This window comes from Paenibacillus sp. G34, from assembly GCF_056856875.1.
On the sequence record NZ_CM166469.1, the window covers coordinates 1,162,936 to 1,186,367 of the forward strand.

The window sequence follows — 23,432 nt, forward strand, 5'->3', positions numbered from 1 at the left end:
ATTTTAAACAGTTTGAATAAGTCCGAATACATATCAAAGTAGGGAGACAAGCTTTATGGAATATTCACTTAAACTAAACGGAAGACAGGATACCTTATGGATTAAGAATCTACTGATGACTAAAAAACTTAGTGTAAGTTATACAAAAAATGAAAAGAATGATGAATTTGATCTGGGCAGCGGTTTGAAAATAAGGATATATGATAATCTATTCCCGCCTAATCATCCAGCCGCTTCTTATGAAACGATGTCCCAAGAAGAGGATTTTATATATGAACAGACTATATCTTACGAGTTGAAAAACAATCAACAATATGAAATCTGTTATAAAATGATGTACGAAATCTCTTTTGCAATTCTAAAATCACTCCATGTAGATGGATTATTCTATCACATATCCGGAGAGGAAATATTTTTTTATGAAAAAGGAACATATAGGTTCAACGTAACTTACCTCGAATTACTTCAAACGAATTATGGAGAGCTTCTGGAGCAGATTGAATATGAAGTTTTCACCTGCTGAATTAGAGGAGGTCATACGAGAGTGAGTTCGTTAATTATTTTGAAGAAGATAGAACGTTATGTCCCTGAGAAGGCTATAGAAGCTATTGAGAGATCAGCTGCTAAAGCAAATATGTATTGCATTTTAATAAAAATTAAATATGATGGGCAGCTCTTTATATCGGGGGAAGGGACACTTTCAGAAGTAGATGAATCCAAGTTCAAAAGTTTACAGAATAAAGAGAATTTGAAGTATTTCATTTTCAACGTCCATCCAATTGAAGAGGATTCATTTGACAGTTTTACATGGCTTACTCATGACGAGAATTATCTTTGGGCATTAGACATTGAAAATATACAATATGAAGATTATGAATTCATTTACAAGTTTGTAATAGAGTATTTTAAAGATAATCCAGAAGATTACTTATGGTTCGATGATGCCGAGTGGTATTACACAGCGGATGACATCTTGAGACTGAGTCAAAAGCCGTATAATCCCAAGTGGTGTAGTGAAAGGGTTATTTGAGTTAAGAGGATGGAGTGGAGAATGAATGAGTATCTCATCTTTTATCGTATTTGAATGTAAAAAGAGTTTCAACTCTTATTTGCTTTCCTAAATGAGTACACTGATGCGAAAGTATGGATTGAGAAAAACTGGTTCTACACTTTGGATGATCTTAAGAGGATAAACGATTCATACCATAGTAGTTGGTGTTACATGGACCCGACAACGATATAGATGAAATCTTAACTTAATTAGGCGAGCTCAAGTGGATCTTATTTTTCATTTAATCAATAGATCCTAAACTCCACTTATCTTGTTTATTCTTTACAAAATAGTAGTAAGAATTGGGTGTTGTTACCTCGTTATCAGACACAACTTTACCTCTAATTTCTACAACAATTCTATCTTCTTGATCTTCTTCAACTGTTCCGATTTTTTCAAATGCATAATCTTTTCCAAACAAATACATATAAGCATCGGCTGTTTCTTCATCTGCAAAAACGCTTCTGAATTCTTTCTCTTTTTTATTGGCTAATGAATCTAATGTTCTCTCCAATAAAACTTTTATGTCTTTGTTAAACAAAGGGTTGTCTATAGAATTTAAATCGACAAAAACCCCTGTTTGTATACTTGGAGCACTCTCGGCTTGAGTTTCAGTATGCTCGGTTTTAGGTGCATTATTTCCCGAATGCGACTCAGAATCCTTTTTGTTACCACAAGCAGTTAAGAAACCCAATGAAAGTATAATTAACATAGTATACAGAATCAGTTTTTTCATCTTTTACCTCCTCAATGATATATATTACAAACGTTATGAGCATCAGTTCTGTTACTTTAAATTCCGAAGCTTGAAAAATATTCAGAGAGAAAAATTCCATTCTGGGCATTTGATGAGAAGTACGAGCATGATAACTATATAAATCTTGATTTTTATCATTCAAGTGAGAATCTTTTCAGACTTATTATGGTGGAAGATTACAACCTGAACGAAGAAATTCTCCTTAAATTCAGTTATGAGTTTATCAAGATATACAAAAATATCAAGCTCTGGACAGAATTTGATTGGTTTTATGAGTTAAATGATTTAGAAAAAATAATAGAAAAACCGTTTGATAATGAATGGTGCTATAAGAATCCCACAGATGTATAAAATATTGAGAAATGAATCCTGATCATAGAGTAACCTGTAAAAATGTGCACCCAAATAGGTCATTCTAAAGAGTTAACTCATGCAGACCATGAATTAACTCTTCTCTTTCTCTAATACAAGTTCGAACGGGATAATAATGCTACGTTGTTCAGCCAAGTTTGGACGTGCTTTAATCTCAAAAGTAAGATTCAATGATTCTGGCAGATCACGGATTTGATCCGTTTTTGCTGTAATGTAATAATGTTTATCTCCGAGTTGTAGAAGCGTTCCACTTACAGATCCAGCGAAAGGTTCACCTTCATTATAGAAGGTATATCCCAAATCGTTCTCGGACTGTCCGCCCCCCTTTATCTCATATCCAATCTGCAACTCGCTATTATTATACGTCGCATTGAGTAACGTGACCGTGATGCCATTTACGGTTTTGGTTTGAGTGGGGATATTAGGTTTAGGCAGTGCTGATTCTTCTGATGATTCAGTAAAAAAGTAAAATCCAGCGGGAAGAACTACTATGAGCATACCAAGGACGATGGCAATGACTATGGTCTTTTTATCCATAAAGAGTCGTGCTCCTTTCGTAATAAAGGACATATAGAGTCTGTGCACTCTTTATTTCTAACTATGCTTAGGTATAACTTGTGGATTCATAAATTTGATATAACAATCGTTCATTGTATATACAAATTAAGGATATGTAAAATGTGAAGTATAGGCGTATTTTGACATATCATCCTGTGCATCTTAATCGTTGTACTGTATCCACACCCTATCTTAAACTTGCTTCCATGTCCCCCCTTAAGTTGATAGATATTATTTAAATCGTAAACTATAATGAAAAGTTCTCTTCATTTGTCGATAATAGTATAGAAGACTCTAAAGATATTACATATGGAACACAACTACATATCCGCAACCATTCTAACCCTTGCGAGGTACATTCATGAAACAAGGCATATATGAACAGCTTATCAACACAATCACCAGACAGGAGATTTCAGCACTTGACCCGGATATGTATCATATTGGGACCGAGAAACTAGACGCAGAGGAAGCGCGTAAATTGCTGTCCACGTATTTGGCGGCGGTTACACGGCGAGCGCTTAAGATTGTACGGGAACAGACGGAAGACAAGATGGCCGTGTTAGAGCAGATTCGAACCTGCAATGAGATTATTGCGACCCTGAAGGGCACGTTGGGGGAAGAGGAGTATAACGACTTGCAACTGGATGAGCAGGGGGAAGTGCTGACCCATGTATATTCCAAGCTGAACAGCATTCGTGCCATTCGGGATAGCAAGATCATTCGCCCGGATACGCCGATTGCCCAAAGCTCGTTATTCACAGGGGCCAAGTCTGAACCCAGTATGTTGCTGGAGTTGCAAAAAGAGATCGTGACCGCCGACCGGATCAATTGGCTGGTGTCTTTTATCAAATTCAGCGGGCTTCGCCTGCTGTTGGAACAACTCCAGCAATTCACATCAGGTGGGGGAAAGTTGCGGATCATCACGACCACCTATATGGAAGCTACCGACCTCAAGGCGATTACCGAACTTAGCAAATTACCGAACACCGAGATCCAGATTTCGTACGATACCAAAGTCACGCGGCTGCACGCCAAAACATATATCTTCCACCGCGATACGGGATTCACCACCGCTTATGTCGGCTCTTCGAACCTTTCCAACCCCGCCCTGACCAGTGGCATGGAGTGGAATCTCAAGGTCACGGAGAAGGATTCCCAAGATGTGCTGCGCAAGATCGAAGCGACCTTCGAGAGTTACTGGAATGACCGCGAATTTACGAGGTACATTCCTGAGGATCAGGAGCATGAGGCACAACTGAGAGCAGCTCTGAACCGCAAAAAAGACCAAACCGGACAATTCCACCTCGACATCCAGCCTTACGATTATCAAAAGGAAGTGCTGGAACAGCTGAGCGCCGAGCGCACGCTGTATGGACGAAACCGTAACCTGATCGTGGCCGCCACAGGCGTTGGCAAAACGGTCATCTCTGCCTTCGATTACAAGCGATTCCGCGCAAGCCACGCGGGAGCGAAGCTTCTTTTTGTCGCCCATCGGGAAGAGATTCTGAAGCAAAGCCGGGACACATTCCGGTATATCCTGAAGGATATGAACTTTGGCGAGCTACATGTCGGGAGTCACCGGGCGGAGGCGCTGGAGCATTTGTTTGTCAGCATACAGAGCTTGAACTCTATGAAGTTAACGGAAATCACCAGCTCAGACTATTACGACTATATCATTGTGGATGAATTCCACCATGCTGCTGCACCTTCCTACCAGAAACTGCTGTCTCACTACGAGCCACAGATTTTACTTGGACTCACAGCAACGCCTGAACGGATGGATGGTAAAGACATAACCGCGTACTTCGATCATACGATTGCCGCCGAGATCCGTCTGACGGATGCTATCGACCGGAAGCTGCTTAGCCCATTTCAATATTTCGGTGTCACCGATACCGTTGATCTGTCTCAGGTGAAGTGGTCACGTAAAGGCTATGACCTGAACGAACTGGAGAAGCTCTACACCCATAACAAAATTCGTGCCAACCAGATCATGCAAAGTCTGAACCGTTACGTCACCGATCTGGATGATGTGAAAGGACTTGGTTTCTGCGTAGGGGTAGATCATGCGCTGTATATGGCTAAAGTTTTCAACGAAGCCGGCATTCCATCTATAGCTTTGCATGGCGGATCAAGTGAACAGGAGCGTCATTCTGCTAAGGGAAAACTGGTGAACGGGGAACTGCGCCTGATTTTTGTTGTCGATCTGTACAATGAGGGTGTGGATATCCCTGAGGTGAATACGATTTTGTTCCTGCGTCCGACCGAAAGTTTAACCGTATTCCTGCAACAGCTCGGCCGTGGACTACGGATGGCAGAAGGCAAAGAGTGCTTGACCGTACTCGACTTCATCGGGCAAGCGCATCAGGAGTACAGATACCAGGATAAATTCCGCGCCCTGATCGGTGCGACCAAACATTCCATCTCGTATTATGTCGAGAACGGCTTTTCGAACCTGCCTCGTGGCACTTTTATTCAGTTGGAAAAACAGGCCAAGGATTACGTTATGCGTAATCTGAAGCAGATGAGCCGTAATCGCAGAGCGTTGATCCAGAAGCTGCAAACGTTCCAGCAGGACACTGGACTGCCACTGACGCTGGCTCATTTTGTAGAGCATCACGGGATGACACTATATGAATTGTATGGTGGACGTACGGGCAAAAGGTATTTCCGGGGTATGTTGGCCGAAGCCGGACTGACAGAGCCAATCGAGAGTGAGCAGGATGAGTATATCCGCAGACTGCCATCTGTGCTGACGATCAACTCCCGAAACTGGCTGACGTTCCTAATCGACTTTATTGAAAAAGGGAAAGAACCGACCAACGCTGATGAACAGCGCATGCTCATCATGTTCTATTACACGTTCCATCGGGCCGCACCTGAGAAATTAGGATTGAGCAGCATCGAAGAGGGTGTACAGCGTGTGCTGTCTTGTGAGGCATTCCGAGCAGAGCTTGTGGATATTTTTAAATATAATCTGGCTCATCTACGATTTGTGGATAAAAGTAATTCGTTCCCGTACATTTGTCCACTGGATATCCACTGTATGTACTCGATCGACCAAGTGCTCGCCGCCTTCGGCTACTGGAATGCCCAGCAATCACCCGCCTTCCGTGAAGGGGTGAAGTATTTTGCAGACGAACAGACCGATATCTTCTTCATTACACTGAACAAATCGGACAAAGATTTCTCACCATCTACGCTGTATGAGGATTATGCGATCAACGAGCGGTTATTCCACTGGCAGACACAGAGCCGGGTGTCGGAGCATACGGCTACCGCGCAGCGTTATATTCATCATCGGGAGACGGGGCATCGTATCGCGCTGTTCGTGCGGGAGTATAAGGAGGAGCATGGCTATACGTCTCCATTTGTCTTCCTGGGCGAGGCGGATTACGTGAGTCATGAAGGGAACAAACCCATGAGCTTTGTATGGCGACTGCTGGAAGAGATGCCTGCCAAGATGATGGCGGTGGCGAATAAGTGTATTGTTTGATGATGAAATCATTGGACCTGCTATGTAAAGCAGGTTTATTTGTTTAATTATGTATTTAATTGTGGAATTAAGTGGTTTTTTATTGGATAATGATTCTATAAGCCTATTTTTATAATATGAATTAATCAATTTGAACTACTGATTTTAGAAGGAGTGACCTTTATGACATTAAATAGCGAATACATAGATAAGACAGATTCAAAATTTTGGCGTGAGATTGGAGTCAAATTTGATGCTTTTAATGAGTTGACTGATGATAGATTAGATAACGAATTGTTAGTGATTCTGAGCTCGTTGAGTCTAGAGGCTTTAATTGAGCTTGGTACTCTTTTCAAAATAGATAAAGAATTAAATGGAAAGGGTGAAATTCAAGATTCTTTTAAATCTCTTACTAAAGAACAGAAGTTGCAAATATTATTATGCCGAGATTTTCAGTTGAGAAAAAAGAAAACATTAAGAAACTTTTATGATGATAGGTTTCATAAGTCGGAAACTAAATTCATTCATACAATTTCTCAAGTTGTTCATTTGTATAATGAGAATCAGACTAATCTTATTGAAGTTTTAGCATGGCATTTATGGGACAACAAAGGATCAGATGAACAATTTACAATGAGTAAAAAGATAACAATGGAGCAAGCTCTCACGGTACCTAGAGAGGGGAATGATAAATTAGTTGATTCTTTGTATAAAAAAACTGGTCGGAAAAATAATTACAAGGTGCATTCTTACGCAACGCTACGAAATGAAAATTTATTAGTAGTTCTGTATAGGCAAATAAATGATGCACCAAGACCAGATTTTGAGGAAGCTATTCGGAACAAAGAAGTGGCACCAGTTCTATTTACAATTAATATTTCGGATGGGACTATTCAGGTTAAATCAAGTACTAAGTTGGAAAAGGAAGCAATAAAAGAGTTTGTGTCAGATGCATTTAATTGTGAACTTACATTAGTTTCCAGTGAAATATTTACTGAATATAGCCCTGAGAAGATTAAGGCAGCGATAATTCATGGTACCCCTGTTTCTATTGCGGATTCTATCCTAAAGATTCATAGAATAAGTTTTCGAGGGAGTCAATTGAAGAATTCTCCAAATTTGACGTTAGGTTTAAAAAATATCGAAATATGGCCTTCTGTACAGCATGCTTATGAAAAAGGAATAATTGAGATGGAGAGCTTAAAAGACATTTCTTCTCTGCATCTAACGTATGGTGATGTTAATAGAACGATTAGAACCGTAATGAAAGATGATGGAAATATCATTTTTTTAATGGACGATAGCGGAATTGCTAAGCGTACAAAATTGTCCATTGATTCAGAATTTAAGAATAGATTTGGCTTTCCCCTTAATACGATAATCTCTAATGAGAAGTTTGACGATGGAAAAGTAGATAAAGTTGATTTAATCATGAGTAAGATTAGTACAGATGATTTTTATACGGATGAAACAAAACAGTTATACAGGCTACTCATAGAAGAAAACATTTTAAATTCAGTCAATAGAAGAGAGATTTCATGTGGGACTTGTGGGTATAAAGAGGTTTTTGAACAATCGAGCAGTATCCCAACAGAATGTCCTGATGATTGTGGCACTGCCTTGAGAGAAAAAATGTTAGAGAACTATTCTGTCAATAAGAAAGAGGTCTACAGTTATATAAAGAAGACTTTGAAATCTTTAACTGATTGGAGTGTACTTCAAGATAGTGAACTCAGTCTCTATGACGAAAAATATAAGTTTATAAACCTTTCTAATCAAACGAGTGATAAGAAGCTCCAAGTGATTGTTGCAGAAAATAGTTTACCTAGTCGGGTCATTCGTAGAATCGAAAAAATGCTTACTCCTACTATGATTATTTTTATAGGGGAACAAGAAAAAAATATCGAAAATTATAATACTAATTGCATTTATCCAGTAACATTTGGTAATATATATATAAAACAAGAACGTGAGTTCTCTTTTTTAGTTGATGAAATTCATGATTCATTAGTTCGTAGAACAAAGACTTTTCTATCTAATGCTGCAAATAAAGCCCTTGAATCTATTATGAAGACAGCAGGAACAGTTGATATCGACAAAAAGTATAAGGATAAAGAGTTTGAAGATGATGTATTTGCTATCCTTAAAGATATGTTCTCAAACTGTGAAAAATGGGGAAAAGAGATGAGTGGAAAGGCGGTTCCGGAAGGGATTTTTGCAATGTCCTGGACGAGAACCAATGGTAATAATACTGATGTTGAAAGTTATGTTTTCTCCTACGATTGTAAACTAACTAAAAAAGAGAAGGGCTACGATTTGGGGAAGGATGAGCAAAGAAAAGCGCTAGATTATGTTGTAGATTTAAATAGAAATAGTTTTGTCAATCGTTTTAGTAGAAGAAATCAGCTATCAGCTCATATTTTTATTTCTAATAGATTTGACGAAAATAATTTTAGCACTATGCAAGAGCATTTTTATAAAATGCTAGGTAATGATTATGACACAAGACCTATCTTTTTAGATTCAGAAACGCTTGTGCACATGTATAATCTGTATTTAGAAAATTTTGAAGTAATACGTGATTCACCTAATGTTTTTAAAAAGAATCTGTTTAAACTGTTTACATCTGATGGTTGTCAGTTAACGGTTGATGATATAAACAAAAGTTTTAATAAAATATTAAAAAGAGAACAGGCTGAAATTAATGTTTTATCAACGGATCTAGTAAGAGAGGAAATTTTAGATATCTAAGATTGCGAGGGAGGAGCTTATGTTTAATAGGGGTTACTCCGAATCATTAAATACAGTTGAAAATAGTGCAGTCAGCTCTTATGTTGATATTTTTATGAATGATCTAAAGAGAAATATTTTAAGCTTATATAACCCTGAGTTTGAAATCTTTAAATATGATACTTATTATAGTTATGTATTTCATGATGCAAATATAATTATTTTAGAGAATAACAGTGGTAATATCACAAACATAAGCATTACTAATTATAATGATTTCATACCTATAATATTATTTGAGAATTTCAAGGAATTAAAAAATTTACCAGTCAGGCTGGAGCGTTTAAAAAAACTTGGACATGAGAGATTTAGAAATGAAATTAAAGACAATTTGATGTATCAAAGGATACAGCAAAACGAAAAAACGTGCACAGCTCTATGGTTAGATTATGGAATAGAATTTGTGATAGGTGATTCACTACAGTTACTTCAGAAGGAGTAGAAACAACATACATGAATTCAATAATATTTTTTATTGTAGGAATATTCTGTCTAGCAGTTATTGCTTGGTTATTACAACCTTCTAAAAAGAAAAAAACTAGAAGATCTAAAAGAACTAAGAATCCAGCTATCAAGAAATCTGCGAATACTGGATTTAATCGCTCATCCTCTACGTGCAGAACTGACGAAGTAATTCTAACCTTGCCACTAGATAAAATGACGGGAGCAGAGTTCGAGCGACTACTGACACTATATTTTAGAGACAATGGGTATACGGTAAAAGAAGTTGGTGTTGGAGGTAGAGATGGTGGAGTAGATTTGGTTATCACCGATAAGCGTGGCGAAAAAACAGCGGTACAGGCAAAATGTTATGCAGATCATAACAAGGTTCAGGTGATGACTGTTCGTGAGCTGGTAGGTGCGAAAAGGAATCATGACTGTATTTTGTCTCTGATCGTGACGACATCTGATCTTACGGGTCCAGCAAGAAAAGAAGCTGATCAATTCAAAGTGGATTATTGGCACGGTGGTTTAGTAGACAGCAAGCTACGCAGTTGGGGGAAATGGACGCCTTCCAATAGAAAAGTAAAAACTACTACGACCAAGAAAGAGCCATCTTTATCTAAAACCGTATCTAATATCAAGTGCAGTTGTGGTGCTACAATGGTTAAACGTAAGAATAAAGCTGGGGCGGAATTTTGGGGATGTAGCAGCTACCCTACTTGTAGAAAAACGAAAGCTATCTGAGTGACCTCAATAAAATGACGGAAAAACAAATGCAAAGCAGCTTGTAAGCTTCCTTGCATTTGTTTTTTTTATGTTCAAGGTCACTTTAATATTTCACGTATCACATTTTTGGTTAGTTGAATACTGTCAGGAGAGGCGTCTCTTAACATGTCTACAATCTCCTGTATAACTACTTCTGACTCTGTGAAATGAAAGTCCTCGTCTACATAAGCGAAAAGCTGTATTAAGTTTACTTCAAGTGACTCAGCGATCTTCGCCAAGTTCACCAAAGAAACATTCTTTTCTCCACGTTCGATCTGTCCTATGTATGAAAAATGAAATCCGCCTTTTTCTCCGAGGGATTCCTGTGAATACCCTCTTTCTTTGCGTAGTGCGCGAATTCTGGCTCCGACCAGCTTCAGAACTTCTCTGTCCTCGTTCATGGTATTCACCTCTCTATGTTCAAAAGTGTAGACAAGTTTCCTCAAGGTAAACACCAAACAAAGAATACAAATAATTTATTTGATTACTATATGTATCATTTTATTGTATAATACTGGTATTAACTCTTTGGAGGGATGACAATGGCAAGAAATTGGTCCAAAACCGAAGCGCATTGTAATCACCAAGTAGATTCTACCCCACGTTTGCAATACCATGATATCTCCACACAACCTAGGTCCAAACATATTCCTGCTTACCACATGCTACGTACCACAATAATGGCCTATCACCAACATGCTAAGTATCATCTCAGACTTGCCGCCATCATGCGTAATCATAATCAGTTTAAAGCCTGCCTGATTCTATGTGATTGGGCCCTATCCTCCATGATCAAGGCGTTATATAGTTATAAGTATCATTCAACACATCCACCGAAGGAGCTTACTATGAATGATATTTTACCTGTAGTACACACTGATACTGAATCTGGATTGGACATTGCTTTGTTCATTGGTACAATTCAACATATGTCCTCCGTAGAGGAGTTTGACCGGGATCAGACACAAAAGCCAAACAATATCGAGAAGCTACTTCAACGAACAGAAGAAATATTAAAGGAGATAGAGAGTCGATTAAACTTAGCATAGTCTGATATCTAATGTTGGTGTAAGATGTTGAAGCGATTCTTTCAGACAAAATAGGTACTAGGTGAGTAGATGTACTTAAATAAAGTATTACAGATTCACATATGATAGACAGCAGTTGGACGTAAACCGAATGTTATTTTCTGGAGTAGGAGCGACTCTTTTGGCACAGTTTGCTTTTCGTTATGCTCAGCGTATATACAATATGTCCGACTAGGGTAGTACAAGGAAATTTTTGTATAGGAATACAACTAAACTTTTTATCGAAAATGAATTGTTATTTCATGTAATAGAGAGATAGTGGAGTGATTTTAAAGATATACCGATAGGATTAAAAGGTGATGATTTAGACGGAAGTCTTATAGGTCTAAGTCGAAAAACTATTCAAAAGATTGTTAGCTGAGGATTGTTATCAAAAGAAGGGATATATAAATTTTTGAGGTTTTGCAAGGCTAACTCAGTAACATGAAATTTCCAAGTGAAAGTCCATGTCTACTCCTATTCGAGTGGTTGTGGGCTGTTTTTTTTAATCTTTCGAAGCAATTCACCGCTTTGCAAAATGGTATAATAGTAGAAAGTTGCTGCTCATCCATTCAAAGGGCAACTATCTAGTTGCGTAATTTCACAGTCAGTGAGTGAAGGTGCTAAGTGAATTGATATGTACAACAATGATTCCGTGAGAGAAGCAATCTTGGTGGCTTGGAGGGGTAAAGTGAGTGTGTCTTAGCAGTGGATTTGTTTAGACTGTTGTTCTAAGTGTAACTTGTTAGAACAACGTAACATAGATGAGTTTGGGAGGGGCCATTTGCTGAAAAAAAGGCTATCGGTAAAGCTTATTTTACTTATAAAAAAGCAGCACGGTTTAGCTAAGAAGCAAGTGCAAATTTAAGAGAAACTCTAATTAGAAATATTGAATCAATTAGACCAACAACAATAGACAAGTGAGGACTTTAACATGGCTGAATTAAACTCTAAATTATTTAGTGCTGCAGACAACCTGCGCAGCAAAATGGATGCATCAGAATACAAAAACTATTTGCTAGGACTAATTTTTTACAAGTTCTTATCCGATAAGTTATTAGAAAAAGTGGTTGAAATCGCTGATGAATCACAAGAAGAATACAAGACACAAGAAAAACAAACCCAACTGTACAGAAACTTATTAGCAGATAAAGAAGTGGAGAAGGATCTCATTGACACTTTAGTAGATACATTGGGCTATGATATTGGACCAGATTATTTATTCAATGTACTGACCAATCAGGCTAAACAAAACGTATTTCAGTTAAATGACTTGAATAAAGCTTTCATCGATCTGTCGACGAAGTATGACCAGTTTAATGGATTGTTTGATGATGTGGATCTGACATCCAAAAAACTAGGATCCGATGACCAACAACGAAACATTACCATTACCGAAGTTTTGAAGAAACTAAATGATATTGATGTGATCGGTCATAACGGTGATATCATCGGAGATGCTTATGAATTCTTAATTAGCCAATTTGCCTCCGAGGCCGGTAAAAAGGCCGGTGAGTTCTATACCCCGCATGAGGTTTCTGACATGATGGCCCGTATTGCTACAATCGGCCAAGAAGACAAAAAACTGTTTAGCGTATTTGACCCAACGATGGGGTCCGGTTCCTTGATGCTGAATGTCCGAAACTATATTAACCATCCGGATAATGTGAAGTATCATGGTCAAGAGCTCAATACAACGACTTACAACCTAGCGAAGATGAATTTAATCTTGCATGGTGTAGATAAAGAGGATATGCGTTTACGCAATGGGGATACCCTGAACAAAGACTGGCCAACCGATGAGCCTTATACCTTTGATTCTGTCCTCATGAATCCACCTTATTCTGCCAACTGGTCTTCAGATGATACTTTCCTAGATGATTCACGTTTTAACCGGTACGGAAAATTAGCCCCTAAATCAAAGGCAGACTTTGCTTTTCTTTTACATGGGTTCTACCATCTGAAGGATTCCGGAACTATGGCCATTGTCTTACCGCATGGCGTATTGTTTCGTGGAGCGGCAGAAGGTGTGATTCGGAAGAAATTATTGGAGGATGGAAGTATTGATGCAGTGATTGGTATGCCGGCAAACTTGTTCTACGGCACTTCGATTCCAACAACTGTCATAATCCTGAAGAAAAACCGCACGACTCGTGACGTATTATTTATTGATGCAAGTCATGAATTCACAAAAAGAAAGAATCAAAACATTCTTTCTAAAGAACATATTGATAAGATTGTCGAGACATATAAAAAACGAGAAAATGTTGAGAAATATGCCCATGTCGCTACATTTGAAAAGATCAAAGAAAACGACTTTAATCTAAACATTCCACGTTACGTTGAAACCTTTGAAGAAGAAGAACCTATTGATATGGCCAAAATCGGTTCAACTTTTCAAGACATCCGAAGAGAACAAGAAAAACTCAAATCTAGCCTGTATGACATGATCTCTTCACTGCAACATGATGAGGAAAATGCAGAATGGATTAAGGGAGCATTAGAGGTGTTTAATCGTGGCGAATAAGCATACACCAGAAATTAGATTTGCAGGATTCACTGACACTTGGGAACAGCGTAGGCTTGGGGAACTCGCTGAAATATTAACTGGTGGAACACCAAAGACTTCTAAACCAGAATATTGGAAGCCAAAAGAAATTCCGTGGATGTCATCAGGTGAAGTTAATAAAAGGCGACTTGATGAAACAGACAATATGATTTCAGAGGAAGGATTTAATAATTCAAGTGCTCGTTGGGTGAAGGAACATTCTGTATTGATTGCGTTAGCAGGACAAGGGAAAACGCGTGGAACAGTAGCTATTAACAATATTCCACTAACAACTAATCAATCAATTGCTGCAATTGTTCCTAATGAAACATTGCATTACGAGTTTATCTATCAGAACCTAATTAAACGTTATGACGAGCTTCGAATGATTTCTTCAGGTGATGAAACACGTGGGGGATTGAATAAGCAAATCGTTTCTGATGTTGTTGTTTCATATCCAAGGTATGAGGAACAGACCAAAATCGGGACCTTCTTTTCACAATTGGATCACCTTATCACCCTTCATCAGTGTAAGTCTAATAACATTAAAAATTTGAGGGCTGGGTTGCTTCAAAAAATGTTTCCGCAAAATGGTGAAGCTTTTCCTGAAATTCGTTTCCCTGGATTTACTGATGCTTGGGATCAGCATAAGTTAGGGGAATTGTTAGAAGATAATATTATTTTTGAACAGAGTGATGGAAATCATGGGGAATTATACCCGAAAAATTCTGAATTCACAGAAAAAGGAATACCGTATTTATCTGCCAGTAACATAAAGAACGGTGATATTGATTACCAAGATATTAAGTATTTATCATTGGAGAGAGCAGAAAAATTTAAAAAAGGTGTTGCTCAAGATGGAGATATTTTACTAGCGCATAATGCTACTGTAGGTCCTTCAGTATTGCTGAAAACCGAGTATCCCTTTGTAATTTTAAGCACTACGTTAACACTATATAGAGTCAATAAAAATCAAATGGATAATCATTTTTTCTTAAATGCAATTCGATCAAGTAAGATTCAAAACCAGTTAAAAAAAATCATGAAACAAACAACAAGAAATCAAGTTCCTATACTTGCACAGAGAACTATGAATATTGCTTATCCTAAAAATTTAGAAGAACAACAACAAATTGGCACCTTTTTCAAACAACTTGACGACCTCATCACCCTTCATCAGCGTGAGTTATATGGCCTGGAAGAAACAAAGAAAGCATTCCTGCAAAAAATGTTTGTCTAATCCACCAGAAGAGAGGGATACAGATGTCGAAGATACCTCACAATAATGAATCCGAAATAGAACGTCGTCTTATTGAAGTACTTGGCGAAGGGCGTAATCAGTGGAATTATCGTCCAGACCTAAAATCAGAAGAAGATCTATGGAAGAACTTGCGTCAAAAAATTACGCAAAACAACTTATCAGAAATTGGTGAATGCCCTATTTCTGATAAGGAATTTGACACAATTAGAACCGAATTACTACTCAAAACCCAAACTCCCTTTGATGCTGCTAAATGGCTCAAAGGGGAGAACGGAATTGCTCGGATCACGATTGAACGAGAAGATGTAACTCTGGGGTCAATGTCTTTAGTGCTCTATTCCAATCAAGACATTGGCGGTGGAATCTCTACATATGAAGTTGTTCATCAGATTGCGAAAAAGAAAGCTAGTATTGATGATCGTGATCGCAGGTTTGATGTGACCCTATTAATTAATGGCCTGCCCATTGTTCAAATTGAACTCAAGCAAGCCAGTGCTAAAGACGGGGTGTTTCAAGCCTATAATCAAATTAAGAAATACGCAGAGGAAGGGATGTTTCGAAATAATATCTTCTCTACTCTGCAAATTTTCGTCATTTCTAACGAACAAACAACTCGCTATTTTGCCAATGCATTACCTAAATATATGCACAAGAAGTTTATCTTCGGTTGGCGGACAACGGACAATCGGAAAGTAGAAAACCTCTACGAATTTGTAAAACAAGTCTTAAATATTCCGGATGCGCATCGTTTGATCGCCAATTATACCATTGTGAGTGAGGATCAAGATAACAAAGCATTAATGGTGTTGCAGCCGTATCAAATCCATGCGATAGAAGCATTATTTACTGCTGCCATGAAGCATCAATCTGGTCATATATGGCATGCAACCGGTTCAGGGAAAACCTTGACCAGTTTTGTTTCGACGAAGTTATTGGCTCGTAAACCCGGTGTAGATCGCACCATTATGCTCATTGACCGAAAAGATTTAGATAACCAAACTACAACAGAGTTTACCAAATTTGCTTCCGAATTTAATACAGGCATTTCCTCGGGTAATGCCAGGTTTAACAGCTTAATTGTTGGCACCGGAAGTGCGAAAGAATTGAGCCAAACATTACTATCGGATGCCAATTCCAATATTGTAATCATCACGACTCGCCAAAAATTAGAGGCAGCCTTACGCTATGCTGAGAAGCAAGAAGAACAAAAAGGCACCCAGCGTTTCAAGAAGCTTCTGGGGCAGCACATTGTGTTTGTGGTCGATGAATGCCACCGGGCGTTAAGTGCAGAAGGAATGGATGCGATCAAGGGATTCTTCCCCAATTCAACATGGTTTGGTTTTACAGGCACTCCGATATTTAATGAAAATAAAAAACAGGCAAAAGGCCAACTGGCTCGTACCACGCATGATCAGTATGGAGAAGTCTTACATACTTATACGATTAAGAATGCTTTGGATGATGGGGCTGTATTGGGATTTCAGGTAGAGCATGAGGATACGATTGAGCCTACTTCGTTAAATAATTATATTTTTAATCAACTTTGTATAAAGTTCCCTGATGACAGTGATGATGATATTAATGAACGAATCGATCAAATGGAAGGAATAGAAAAGGAATCTTATATTGATCCTTCTACATATGAAAGCGATGAACATATCGAGAAGGTAATCCATAAGATCTTCCGGCCCGATAATGCCTACATCAAATTTGATTTTCAAAATGGCCGCCCGCAAAAGTCTGCGATCTTAACCACAAGCTCGATTGACATGGCCAAACGGTATTACCAGGCGATTAAAGAGATGACTCAGGATCCTGAATGGTTAACGAAAGAATTTGCAGGACACCCAATTCGAACAGGCCGTACCATTGAGGATCCAGACTTCCCTCGGATAGCCATCACCTATTCGATGCAGGAAAATGAAGAGAATTCCAAACAAATTCAAGATGAGGTGAAGGTAATAATAAACGTTTACAACAATTATTATCATACTGCTTGGTCTATAGAGGATATCGAACGTTATAATGGGGATATCAATAATCGGTTAGCCCGTAAGAAAGCGGAATTCAAACAATTTGGAAAACAAATTGACTTGGTCATTGTTGTAGATCGCCTGTTGACTGGATTTGACGCCCCAACGATTCAAACGTTATTTGTGGATCGGAATTTGAGTTACGCGAATTTGATCCAAGCCTTTTCTCGGACGAATCGTACTTATCCAGATAAGAAAAAAGGGTTGATTGTCACTTTCCGAAAGCCTGCGTCAATGGAGCAAAATGTGAAGGATGCCACGAGGTTGTATTCGCATGCACGAGAGGAATCTACTCTTGTATATCCAACTTATGGTGAATCCAAGGAACGCTTCCAGAAAGCTCATAAAAAGCTAACAAAACTAGTTCCAGATCCAAGTGACATCAACGAACACTCAGCTCTAGAAACCCGGATTGAATTTGTGAAGGCATTTCAGGAGTTGAACAACGCCTTTGAAGCGTTGGTCACCTACGATGATTACAACGATGAAATGGAGAAATCAACGATACTTCAAGAACAGGCGAAGACTCTAGAAGAATACATTGGTATCTACAACACGGTTAAGGGATCATTAATTGTTGAGAGCGATGACAACGAAGGCCCCGGTCCGAACTTTTCAGACATTGAATTTTATGGTGATAATACCATTAAGATCTATGATATTGACTCAACCTATATTGACAGATTACTGGAATCATACTTGGCCAATAATCAAAATATCCGTCACGAGATCGAAAAGGCTCTTCAAAAACTGAAGAAATCAGAAAAGGTTAAAGAGGTATACCGAGCAATTTTAAACGCGATTGACACCAAAGAGGTAGACACGGAGGAAGATATTCTTCTAGTAAAAAGGCGTTTCTTCAAAAGCGCACGGAATACGGCAATTCAGGAATTTGCACAAACTTGGTTTGTGGAGGAAAATGAACTTTATTTATCTGCGGTTCAATACGTCATAGGCATGGATCCAATCCCAAATATCGGAGGAATCATTGATAGTAAGCAGTTTGATAAGTATAAAGCTATACATCCAGATGCTAAGCCATTAAAATATGCACCAGAAATGAAGCGTAAATGGAAGATTGCCTTAGATGAAGTTATTGTGCCGTTGGATGATGAATTACGCTAGAGTTACTCGTCTCCTTGTGGTAATTTTTTTAAAGCAATGCGGTACAAGGTGCGTTAGTAATTACTTTGCTTCATAACAGAAATGATGAGTAGATATAGACGAGAATCCTTCTGATCTAGAGAGGATTCGAAAATTGAAAATACTCTAACTCATAATCGCCCATTTCAACTCGTATATGAGTTGGAATGGTTTTTTAATTAACTACAAATGATACTCCCCCGCCACTTTACAAAATCAAGCGTTCACCATCCATGGCAAATGGTATAATGGCAAAAAGGGAGATTCTGGCGCATAGCCAGAATGTTCTCACAGCAGAGAGGATGATATACCACATGCCTACATACAACAAATTGGTGCGGGACAAGATTCCGCATATTATCACATCCAGCGGTAAGGAATGCCGGACGCGCATTCTGGACCCGGAGGAATATAAGCAAGAATTGAGAACAAAGCTGAGTGAAGAGTCGGAAGAATACATGAGTGCAGGAAGCGATCAGGAAGCGCTGGAGGAACTGGCAGATATGCTCGAAGTAATCCGGGCGCTGGCGGAGGTTCATGGAGCTAATGCAGCGCAGTTGGACAAGCTGCGTGCAGACAAAGCCGAGGCACGTGGAGGATTTCAGGAGAGAGTGTATCTGATCGATGTCGACGAAGCTTAACGTTAAACTCATTACAGATAACTTGGCAGACGAACTGATTGCCCGGATGCAGCATGCATCCGGGATTTATATTATGACGTCCTTTATTATGCAGTCTGGTGTGAAGCTGCTTGCTCCGCATTTGAAACGGGCAGCAGAACGCGGAGCAGAAGTGCGGATGCTCGCGGGAGATTATTTATACATCACACAGCCAGAGGGGTTACGGGCGCTCTGTGAGGTTGATTCACGAATCGAAGCAAGACTTTGGCGAAGCATGGGTACTTCTTTTCATCCGAAAGCGTATCTGTTTGATCATGAACATGGGGAAGGCATGCTGATCGTCGGCTCATCGAATTTTTCGTTCACGGCACTCAAGACGGGTTATGAATGGAATTTGGCCATGAATGCGGAGGCAGAACCGTATACGTTTCAGTCGGCTTTGGAGAAGTTTATGCAGAGTTTTTATCACGAGACCACCTTGCCAGTGAACCCGGATTCCATCGCACAATATGAAGAAGAGTACCGGCAGTATCACCAGAAGAACCCGGAGATGATCCAGCGGATCATGGAGATGGAGGAAGCAGAGTTTGGCACAAGGCCACCAGATGAGGAGACCGAACAAGAGTCTGCTGTCTTTTCTCTTTTGCCTATTCAGCCGCGATTTGCCCAGTTAGATGCACTCGAAGCATTGAACGCCACGATGGAAGAACAGTATGAAAGAGCCATGGTGGTAATGGCAACGGGACTTGGTAAAACCTATTTGGCGGGCTTTTTCGCCCAAAGGTTTGAGCGGATTTTGTTCATAGCGCACCGGGAAGAGATCTTGAATCAGGCGAAAAAATCGTTCCAACAGATCATGCCCGAACGTAGTCATGGGATATTTAACGGCAAGCATAAGGACGGAGAGGCGGACTGTGTGTATGCTTCGATCTATACACTAAGTTTGCAACGACATCGGGATGTGTTTGCTGCTGATGCCTTTGATCTGATCGTGGTGGATGAGTTCCACCATGCGGCGGCAAAGACGTATATGAAGGTCATTGAGTATTTCAGTCCGCAGTTTTTGCTTGGCATTACGGCAACCCCGGATCGACTGGATGGTAAGGATGTATATGCACTGTGTGACGGGAATGTCGCTTACCAGATGCATTTTATCGAAGCGATCAGGTGTGGGTGGCTGGCGCCGTTCCAGTATTACGGTGTATTCGATGATACCGACTATTCCAAAATTCGCTTAATCGGCACCAAGTATGATGAAGAACAGCTTATGTCCGTTCAGCTACAAGAGGAGCATGTGGAAACGATCTATGCGGCCTGGATGCGGCACAAGCAGACGAGAACCATCGGTTTTTGCTCATCTATTCGACAAGCAGACTACTTGGCTACGTATTTCCGCAGTCAGGGGGTAGAGGTGCTTAGTCTGCATTCCCGTACATCGGAAATGTCGCGTGAGGAAGCCATCCGGCGGCTGGGTGCGGGTGAATTGGAAATTGTGCTGACCGTAGATCTATTTAATGAGGGAACGGATATTCCAAGCGTAGATACGCTACTCTTCGTGCGTCCAACCGAGTCACTTACCGTATTCACCCAGCAGGTAGGTCGCGGGTTGAGGTTAGCCGAAGGAAAGTCACACTGTGTTATCATCGACCTGATGGGGAATTATCGCAATGCAGATGTGAAGCTTAGCCTGTTTGATGTACGGGGAGAAGAGGAACGCGGTGGGAAAGCGCTGGACGTAGGTATACCGGAGGTTCCGGATAACTGCGGCATTCATTTGGAGACCCGGGTAGTAAATCTGCTTCAGGAGCTAAGCCGCAAGCGGATGCCACGCCGCGAGAAATTGCATCAGGATTTTCTGGCTGTCAAACGTGAGCTTGGTCGCATCCCGACTTATCTGGAGCTTCATCTTATGGGGCAGTCTAAAAGCATCGGATACCGGAGCGAATTTGGCTCATATGTCGGTTTCCTTTACTGGGCGGAATTATTATCCCCGGCTGAGGGAGAAATCTATGTTCGGCACGAGGCATGGCTGCGGGATGTAGAGAAGACGCTGATGAACAAAAGCTATAAAATGGTCGTGCTGCTCTATATGCTGGAGCGAGGCGAAGTGCACTGGATGGAACCAATCACACCGGGTGAAATGGCTGAATTTTTCTATACGTACCTGACAGAGAAAGAGTATCGGAAACGAAAGGACTTTTCAGATAAAGGTAAGGTCGCACTCACGGAATGGAATGAGAAGACTGAAAATGAGATCGTGAAGCTAATCATTGACATGCCCATGTCTAAGTGGAGCGGGGCAAAGGGAAGTATGACGCGGTTTGAAAATGGTGTGTTCTCGCTAAATGTAGAAGTGCATAACTCTGAAGAACGAGCAGTGTTATATCGCTGGACACGGGAAATATGTCTGTATCGGTTGCATGCGTATTTTGAGCGGGGATAAACTCTAATTAGATATATTGATGAGATATAAGTGGCAGTGAAGCGGGGACAAAATGGGCTTCGTTGCTGCTTATGTTTTTATAATGAAGACTTGATTGAGCACTGATCTGAGACAATATCTGAACAATTGCTCCAATAACTCCAGGCAACCATTAAGGAGAGTGCAACTTGGCAGATTTCCTTAGAGAAGTAAATGCGTTAGTACAGAAGAGAGGGAACTTACATCCTGATGATCCGGCAATTCAGTTCATATGGCATGACTTGGTGAATTTGCTAAAGAGCAATGAGGAAAGTGCGATAGCATTTTTAGAGCAGAGTAAGGAAACGGAATTGTATTGGTTATGTGAGATATTTGAGGATTTGTCTGCCGAATTTCAGAGTCGAGCATTTATACATTGTCTTCTAGAGCTGCAAAAGAAATATCCCGACCTGGATATGGAGCAAGATATCGAATACGCGATTCAATCCATAGAAGAATAACGGATTGGAGTGAGACGATGAGAGTTCAGCTTAAAGATACAGTAACATTACAAACCAATTTATCATTGGATCAAAGCTATATCGTATATGAAATAGAATCTACGGCTTCGGGAAATACGTACTATAGAATTGAAAATGATGCGAAGCAGGTTGTTCCGTATGATTCGATGTTTTTTGATGTAGTTTCAGATAAGTTATATGGTGAATGGACGGTCTTAAACAAATCTAATCAATCATCTGCCAGAGTTCCCGGGGAGCTCGCTTATATCGCATTTTGGGAAGAGTTTTATAATGATGATCCAAGGGCTCTACGCGCTTTCAGACAAGTTAAGGCCAGATTTTATCTCGCAGAATTAGAAGTTTCCGAAATAAAAAATATTCTGGAGAGTAACAACGAAGATGAGATTGACTTTGTTTTTAATATGCTAATACACGCGAAGTGTGACACGTTCGTATACGAAGTAATTCAGTTCGCCAAAACAAGGCTGGTAGAGCAGATCTATTCAGAGGATGATTTGTTGATAGCTGCATTCGAGTATTTGAGTTTATTCAAAGAAGAACATATCCACACATTTTTTATAGACTACTTAACCAATATTGAGCTTGGAAATGATAAACTAACCCAAATTGTGAGTAGTTACTTTGCTTCGTAAAAAAAATGGCAAGTGGATGTAGGGAAGTGTGAATCAACTAGAGGTTGGTGGAGAGTGTGTCAAAGAGTATTTATCAAAAAAACAAAGATGAGTTATTACCAGAGGAACTTATGGCTTATACATTGGCCAAATTAGGATCTTACGCATGGAGTAGGACAGAGATGTACAAACCGAATCGGATGTATGAGCGTCCTGCTGGTTTTTATTTCAGATTTCACAATGCCGATCAGGTTTACGAACAATTAAAGCCATGTATTGAGGAGTTCAAAGGTAACTTGAAATGGATAATTCATGTAAGTCCTGTAACCAGACATCAAAATTATGTTGTTGAACCTGCTGTTGTATACTATGCGAAACAAGCCGAGACATATCAGGTAAATATGGAACTGCGGGATGTGCTTCAAGCGTCATATAATGACGTCTGTGAACTGGCGATTCAAGATATTCCTCTATTATGCAACCATATTGAGCAATGGTTCGAGCTGGAGCATAAACAACTCTATCCTCCCACCATACCGAATTAGTGAGTAGGGGGAGATTCGTTTGTCACAAAGTGCAATTCGTTATAATCAGCGAACACGTTATATACAAGATGCTCAATTAGGTGCAGTGATTCAGTGTATTTTTATCGTTGTAGATCAAAATGCCACGAAATTTTCTGACGAAATCGGGTGGTTATTGCATGCAATAGCGGAGTGGTGGAGTGATTTTGAAGAGTTGCCACCAGGATTAAAGGATATTGAATTAGATAAGTGGCTGACAACGGGAAGTCGTAAAGAGATGTTTAACCTATTGTTAGATGGAGCTCTTGAACAATGTGATGAATCCCTAAGAGATGAAATATTTAAATGGATGGAAATATTGAGAGATTGATCTAACAACACGGAATTTCAGTCCAGGCCCTGTAAACTTAACTAGAGTCATTCTGGACGTAATGATTTTCACTGCATTTTTACTGACCAAAGGAGTT

19 protein-coding genes are annotated in these 23,432 nt (G+C 39.7%); 16 read left to right on the top strand and 3 right to left on the bottom strand.

Going from position 1 to position 23,432, the window contains the following annotated elements:
- Positions 1-55: 55 nt before the first annotated feature.
- Both AC1VYS_RS05135 and AC1VYS_RS05140 read left to right on the top strand, forming a co-directional pair.
- A complete protein-coding gene (locus AC1VYS_RS05135) occupies positions 56-523 on the top strand; it encodes a hypothetical protein (RefSeq protein WP_482913290.1) in 468 nt (155 codons plus the stop codon).
- A gap of 21 nt (positions 524-544) precedes the next feature.
- Entirely contained in the window at positions 545-1,030 is a 486-nt protein-coding gene (locus tag AC1VYS_RS05140) for a hypothetical protein (protein ID WP_482913291.1), read from the top strand.
- A 262-nt stretch (positions 1,031-1,292) separates the two neighbouring features.
- On the opposite strand, the gene AC1VYS_RS05145 is transcribed toward AC1VYS_RS05140, so the two are convergent.
- Both AC1VYS_RS05145 and AC1VYS_RS05150 read right to left on the bottom strand, forming a co-directional pair.
- A complete protein-coding gene (locus AC1VYS_RS05145) occupies positions 1,293-1,787 on the bottom strand; it encodes a hypothetical protein (RefSeq protein WP_482913292.1) in 495 nt (164 codons plus the stop codon).
- A gap of 465 nt (positions 1,788-2,252) precedes the next feature.
- Positions 2,253-2,717, bottom strand: coding sequence for a hypothetical protein (locus AC1VYS_RS05150; protein ID WP_482913293.1), 465 nt, complete (start codon positions 2,715-2,717; stop codon positions 2,253-2,255).
- A gap of 382 nt (positions 2,718-3,099) precedes the next feature.
- Here AC1VYS_RS05150 and AC1VYS_RS05155 point away from each other — a divergent pair, with 382 nt between their 5' ends.
- From AC1VYS_RS05155 to AC1VYS_RS05170, 4 genes are all read left to right on the top strand, one after another.
- Positions 3,100-6,237 carry a DEAD/DEAH box helicase gene (locus AC1VYS_RS05155; protein ID WP_482913294.1) on the top strand — a complete coding sequence of 1,046 codons (3,138 nt, stop codon included), beginning with the start codon at positions 3,100-3,102 and terminating at the stop codon, positions 6,235-6,237.
- A 162-nt stretch (positions 6,238-6,399) separates the two neighbouring features.
- Positions 6,400-8,967, top strand: coding sequence for a hypothetical protein (locus AC1VYS_RS05160; RefSeq protein WP_482913295.1), 2,568 nt, complete (start codon positions 6,400-6,402; stop codon positions 8,965-8,967).
- A 19-nt stretch (positions 8,968-8,986) separates the two neighbouring features.
- A complete protein-coding gene (locus AC1VYS_RS05165) occupies positions 8,987-9,448 on the top strand; it encodes a hypothetical protein (RefSeq protein WP_063565988.1) in 462 nt (153 codons plus the stop codon).
- Between the two features lie 11 nt (positions 9,449-9,459).
- Positions 9,460-10,194 (top strand): restriction endonuclease, encoded by a 735-nt coding sequence (locus AC1VYS_RS05170; RefSeq protein ID WP_482913296.1) that lies wholly within the window; start codon positions 9,460-9,462, stop codon positions 10,192-10,194.
- A gap of 80 nt (positions 10,195-10,274) precedes the next feature.
- Here the strand turns inward: AC1VYS_RS05170 and AC1VYS_RS05175 are convergent, their stop codons facing one another.
- Complete coding sequence (locus tag AC1VYS_RS05175; RefSeq protein ID WP_482913297.1) at positions 10,275-10,616, bottom strand: helix-turn-helix domain-containing protein; 342 nt, start codon at positions 10,614-10,616, stop codon at positions 10,275-10,277.
- Positions 10,617-10,757: 141 nt separating this feature from the next.
- Here AC1VYS_RS05175 and AC1VYS_RS05180 point away from each other — a divergent pair, with 141 nt between their 5' ends.
- The 10 genes from AC1VYS_RS05180 to AC1VYS_RS05225 all read left to right on the top strand — a co-directional run bounded on the left by AC1VYS_RS05180 (position 10,758) and on the right by AC1VYS_RS05225 (position 23,335).
- Positions 10,758-11,264 (top strand): hypothetical protein, encoded by a 507-nt coding sequence (locus AC1VYS_RS05180; protein WP_482913298.1) that lies wholly within the window; start codon positions 10,758-10,760, stop codon positions 11,262-11,264.
- A 952-nt stretch (positions 11,265-12,216) separates the two neighbouring features.
- Positions 12,217-13,809, top strand: coding sequence for a type I restriction-modification system subunit M (locus AC1VYS_RS05185; protein WP_482913299.1), 1,593 nt, complete (start codon positions 12,217-12,219; stop codon positions 13,807-13,809).
- Complete coding sequence (locus tag AC1VYS_RS05190; RefSeq protein WP_482913300.1) at positions 13,799-15,070, top strand: restriction endonuclease subunit S; 1,272 nt, start codon at positions 13,799-13,801, stop codon at positions 15,068-15,070. Before AC1VYS_RS05185 ends, AC1VYS_RS05190 begins: the two co-directional genes overlap by 11 nt.
- A 23-nt stretch (positions 15,071-15,093) precedes the next feature.
- Positions 15,094-18,249, top strand: a complete 3,156-nt coding sequence (locus AC1VYS_RS05195) for a type I restriction endonuclease subunit R (RefSeq protein WP_482913301.1) — start codon at positions 15,094-15,096, stop codon at positions 18,247-18,249.
- 332 nt (positions 18,250-18,581) lie between these two features.
- Entirely contained in the window at positions 18,582-18,908 is a 327-nt protein-coding gene (locus AC1VYS_RS05200) for a nucleoside triphosphate pyrophosphohydrolase (RefSeq protein ID WP_293200237.1), read from the top strand.
- The gene (locus AC1VYS_RS05205; RefSeq protein WP_482913302.1) at positions 18,892-21,330 is read left to right on the top strand and encodes a DEAD/DEAH box helicase family protein; all 2,439 of its coding nucleotides are present in this window, start codon (positions 18,892-18,894) and stop codon (positions 21,328-21,330) included. Before AC1VYS_RS05200 ends, AC1VYS_RS05205 begins: the two co-directional genes overlap by 17 nt.
- Positions 21,331-21,497: 167 nt before the next feature.
- Positions 21,498-21,809: a hypothetical protein gene (locus tag AC1VYS_RS05210; RefSeq protein WP_482913303.1), complete on the top strand. Its 312-nt coding sequence runs from the start codon at positions 21,498-21,500 to the stop codon at positions 21,807-21,809.
- A 17-nt stretch (positions 21,810-21,826) separates the two neighbouring features.
- Positions 21,827-22,462 carry a hypothetical protein gene (locus tag AC1VYS_RS05215; RefSeq protein WP_482913304.1) on the top strand — a complete coding sequence of 212 codons (636 nt, stop codon included), beginning with the start codon at positions 21,827-21,829 and terminating at the stop codon, positions 22,460-22,462.
- Positions 22,463-22,623: 161 nt separating this feature from the next.
- Positions 22,624-22,986, top strand: a complete 363-nt coding sequence (locus AC1VYS_RS05220; protein WP_482913305.1) for a hypothetical protein — start codon at positions 22,624-22,626, stop codon at positions 22,984-22,986.
- A gap of 19 nt (positions 22,987-23,005) precedes the next feature.
- Positions 23,006-23,335 (top strand): hypothetical protein, encoded by a 330-nt coding sequence (locus AC1VYS_RS05225; RefSeq protein WP_482913306.1) that lies wholly within the window; start codon positions 23,006-23,008, stop codon positions 23,333-23,335.
- Positions 23,336-23,432: the final 97 nt, after the last annotated feature.

Coding starts and splice junctions, on each gene's coding strand:
- AC1VYS_RS05135 (WP_482913290.1), top strand. CDS start 56: ATGGAATATTCACTTAAACTAAACGGAAGACAGGATACCTTATGGATT.
- AC1VYS_RS05145 (WP_482913292.1), bottom strand. CDS start 1,787: ATGAAAAAACTGATTCTGTATACTATGTTAATTATACTTTCATTGGGT.
- AC1VYS_RS05150 (WP_482913293.1), bottom strand. CDS start 2,717: ATGGATAAAAAGACCATAGTCATTGCCATCGTCCTTGGTATGCTCATA.
- AC1VYS_RS05155 (WP_482913294.1), top strand. CDS start 3,100: ATGAAACAAGGCATATATGAACAGCTTATCAACACAATCACCAGACAG.
- AC1VYS_RS05160 (WP_482913295.1), top strand. CDS start 6,400: ATGACATTAAATAGCGAATACATAGATAAGACAGATTCAAAATTTTGG.
- AC1VYS_RS05165 (WP_063565988.1), top strand. CDS start 8,987: ATGTTTAATAGGGGTTACTCCGAATCATTAAATACAGTTGAAAATAGT.
- AC1VYS_RS05170 (WP_482913296.1), top strand. CDS start 9,460: ATGAATTCAATAATATTTTTTATTGTAGGAATATTCTGTCTAGCAGTT.
- AC1VYS_RS05175 (WP_482913297.1), bottom strand. CDS start 10,616: ATGAACGAGGACAGAGAAGTTCTGAAGCTGGTCGGAGCCAGAATTCGC.
- AC1VYS_RS05180 (WP_482913298.1), top strand. CDS start 10,758: ATGGCAAGAAATTGGTCCAAAACCGAAGCGCATTGTAATCACCAAGTA.
- AC1VYS_RS05185 (WP_482913299.1), top strand. CDS start 12,217: ATGGCTGAATTAAACTCTAAATTATTTAGTGCTGCAGACAACCTGCGC.
- AC1VYS_RS05195 (WP_482913301.1), top strand. CDS start 15,094: ATGTCGAAGATACCTCACAATAATGAATCCGAAATAGAACGTCGTCTT.
- AC1VYS_RS05200 (WP_293200237.1), top strand. CDS start 18,582: ATGCCTACATACAACAAATTGGTGCGGGACAAGATTCCGCATATTATC.
- AC1VYS_RS05205 (WP_482913302.1), top strand. CDS start 18,892: ATGTCGACGAAGCTTAACGTTAAACTCATTACAGATAACTTGGCAGAC.
- AC1VYS_RS05215 (WP_482913304.1), top strand. CDS start 21,827: ATGAGAGTTCAGCTTAAAGATACAGTAACATTACAAACCAATTTATCA.
- AC1VYS_RS05220 (WP_482913305.1), top strand. CDS start 22,624: ATGTACAAACCGAATCGGATGTATGAGCGTCCTGCTGGTTTTTATTTC.